Here is a 3,071-nt window from a genome sequence, read left to right on the forward strand (position 1 = left end):
ACTTTCAGCCCGGGCGCCCGCTCCAGGATCTGCTCGGCGAGCGGCGCCGCCGCCAGCAACAGCCGCTCGACGACCTCACCCCGCTCCAGCAGCCCAGTGACCGACCGCATCTCCTCCACCCGGTCGACCAGCGGCCAGCGCGGCGCGGGAAGCGGCGCGACGGGCGGCGCAGCGGGCGGGCCGACGAAACGCTCCGTCAGCAGCAGCGCCAGGTCGTCGGCGACCAGCGAAGCCAGCTCATCGGCATCCTTGAAGCGCCGGTAGGAGACCACTCCCTCGGCCTCGATCGCCGTGAGAAAGCTCGTTAGCCGCGGGTCACGCCGCGCCGTCTCCTTCATGTAGATCAGCCGTGGCATGTCCGCCGCCAGGCGATACTCGTCCTCCAGGCCGGAGACCTCCATGCCGGGAGCGATCCATCCGTAGGACTCGGCATAGACCCCGACGAAAACGTCGCTCTGCTTCAGGTAGGCACGGTACAGCTCTCGCGGCGCGTAAGGCCTCGCCCCGAGCTCGAACAGGACGGGCGTCAGCCGCATCTGCGTGATGGCGGAGGTCACCGCCCGCCGCTCGGGTGCCAGTTCCCCCAGCGTCGAGCTGACGAAGACGCGGACCCGCTGATCGGGCGTTCGGATCACAGCCTTAAGGTAACCCGACGGGTACGTCACCAGTAAAAGAGACGGATCACCGCGGCTAGTTGAGGCCGGGGTCTTCCGGGTACGTGGCGAGGAAGGCCATGTCGCCTTCCTGGCGCTGCAGGACCGCGCGCCACAGGTGCTCTGGATCGGCGGCGAAGATGTCACCGGGCTCGGCCGGGAGCACGAACCAGGCGCCCTCGTCGATCTCCGCCTCGAGCTGCCCGGGCGACCAGCCCGCGTAGCCGGCGTAGACGCGCAGCGACTGGATAGCGGGCGCCAGCAGCCGGGGCGGCGCGTCCAGGTCGAGCAGGCCGAGCCGGGCCAGCGCCGGCGCGCCGTCGAGCGCGCGCCAGCCGAGCGGCTCCTCCTTACCGGGGACCATGGCGAGCGCTAGCGCGCTGTTCTGCGCGACCGGACCGCCGCGGAACAGCACAGAAGGGTCCGTGATCAGCTCTGTCCACTGCTCGAGCACCTGACCGACCGGGATCTTCGTCGGCCGGTTCAGCACCACGCCGAGGGTGCCTTCCGTGTCCTCGTGCTCCACGACCAGCACGACCGCGCGCTTGAAGTTCGGATCCCCCAGCAGCGGCGTCGCTACGAGCAGTCTCCCGGCACTCGGATCCGGCTCCATGTGATCCATGTAACCATCATGGGCCAGGTTCCTGAGTGCCTGCATCGGCCTCGAGGGCGACTGCGCGGACCGCGGCGGCGACGCCGGAGGCGACGTCCGGGTGGAACACCGACGGGATGATGTAATCCGGGCCGAGCTCGTCGGGCAGCACCACGTCGGCGAGCGCCCGCGCGGCGGCGACCAGCATCCGGTCGGTGATCTGCCTGCTCTGCGCGTCGAGCAGGCCGCGGAACACCCCGGGGAACGCGAGCACGTTGTTGATCTGATTCGGGTAGTCGCTGCGGCCGGTGGCCACCACCGCCGCGTACTCCCGCGCCGCGTCCGGGTCGACCTCCGGCTCGGGGTTCGCGAGGGCGAACACGATCGAGCCGTCGTTCATCATCTTGACGTCCTCGGCGGAGAGGATGCCGGGCGCGGACACGCCGATGAAGACGTCCGCACCGTGCACCGCGCCGGCCAGGTCCCCGAAGTACCCGTCCGCGTTGGTGTGCTCGGCGATCCAGGTGAGGCTCTCGTTCATGCCCGGGCGGCCGTGGTGCACCGCGCCGCGGTCGTCGAACACGATCACGCTGGTGGCGCCGGCGTCGAGCAGCAGCCTCAGCACCGCGGTGCCGGCCGCGCCGGCGCCGGCCATTACGATCTTCACGCCGGCCAGGTCTTTGCCCACCACGCGCAGCGCGTTGGTGAGCGCGGCAAGCACCACGATCGCGGTGCCGTGCTGGTCGTCGTGGAACACCGGGATGTCGAGCATGGCGCGCAGCCTGCGCTCGACCTCGAAGCAGCGCGGGGCGGAGATGTCCTCCAGGTTGATGCCGCCGAACCCGGGGGCGATCGCGGCGACGGTCCTGACGATCTCGTCCGTGTTCTGGGTGTCCAGGCAGATGGGCCAGGCGTCGATGTCCGCGAAGCGCTTGAACAGCGCCGCCTTGCCCTCCATGACCGGCAGGGCCGCGTACGGGCCGAGGTTGCCGAGGCCGAGTACCGCGGAGCCGTCGGTCACCACCGCCACGCTGTTGCGCTTGATCGTCAGGCGGCGGGCGTCCTCCGGATTGGCCGCCAGTGCCAGCGACACCCGCGCCACGCCGGGCGTGTAGGCCATGGACAGGTCGTCGCGGTTGCGCAGCGGCACCTTGGACCGCATCTCGATCTTGCCGCCCAGGTGCAGCAGGAACGTCCGGTCGCTGACCTTGTGCACCGACACGCCCGCGATGCCTGCCATCGCGGCCACCAGCGACTCGGCGTGCGCGGTGTCGGTCGCGGCGCAGGTGACGTCGACACGGAGCCTGCCGCGCTGGCCGGGGGTGACGTCGAGCGCGGTCACCACCCCGCCGGCCTGCTCTACCGCCCGGGTGATCTCGCTGACCGCGCGGCCGTGCGACGCCACGTCGAGCCGGGCGGTGATGGAGTAGGAAACACTCGGCGCCATGGTCACGTCGCTGCCTGCCTCTCCGGGGTTTCCTCCAGGTTACGAGGTCCGCGCCGCACAGCGTAATCTTCATGCATGGCCCGGGAAACCACGATAAGCCCGTCGGCCGCCGGCGTGAGCATGATGGACACTGAGGCCGGCGTGATCGATGTAACACGGCTGCGCGTCGCCATCGCCAGGCTGTCCCGGCGGCTGCGCAGGCACGAGCTGGCGGGGCTGACGCCGACGCAGCTCGCGGCCCTGTCGACTGTGGAGCGGTCAGGACCGCTGCGGCTCGGCGACCTGGCGGCGGCCGAGGGCATCGCGCCGTCCACGCTGACCAGGCTGGTCGCCGTGCTCGAAGAGCTCGGCTACGTGCAGCGGTTCGCCGATCCGAAGG

At 70.6% G+C, this 3,071-nt stretch carries 4 protein-coding genes; 1 reads left to right on the forward strand and 3 read right to left on the reverse strand.

All coding sequences use genetic code 11. The features are described 5' to 3' along the window. The 3 genes from WA805_RS20200 to WA805_RS20210 form a co-directional block, all read right to left on the reverse strand. Positions 1 to 635, reverse strand: a 635-nt coding sequence (locus WA805_RS20200; RefSeq protein WP_425243105.1) for a DUF4062 domain-containing protein, incomplete at its 3' end; no start/stop codon positions are given. Positions 636 to 690: 55 nt separating this feature from the next. Then, a complete protein-coding gene (locus WA805_RS20205) occupies positions 691 to 1,266 on the reverse strand; it encodes a YqgE/AlgH family protein (protein ID WP_422280961.1) in 576 nt (191 codons plus the stop codon). Positions 1,267 to 1,282: 16 nt separating this feature from the next. Beyond that, positions 1,283 to 2,698, reverse strand: a complete 1,416-nt coding sequence (locus tag WA805_RS20210; protein ID WP_422340031.1) for an NAD-dependent malic enzyme — start codon at positions 2,696 to 2,698, stop codon at positions 1,283 to 1,285. Positions 2,699 to 2,767: 69 nt separating this feature from the next. Here WA805_RS20210 and WA805_RS20215 point away from each other — a divergent pair. Continuing rightward, on the forward strand, positions 2,768 to 3,071 hold a 304-nt coding region (locus WA805_RS20215), incomplete at its 3' end, for a MarR family winged helix-turn-helix transcriptional regulator (RefSeq protein ID WP_422280943.1).

Origin of the sequence: Trebonia sp., assembly GCF_049794275.1 — a bacterium.
In the GTDB taxonomy this organism is placed as follows: domain Bacteria; phylum Actinomycetota; class Actinomycetes; order Streptosporangiales; family Streptosporangiaceae; genus Trebonia.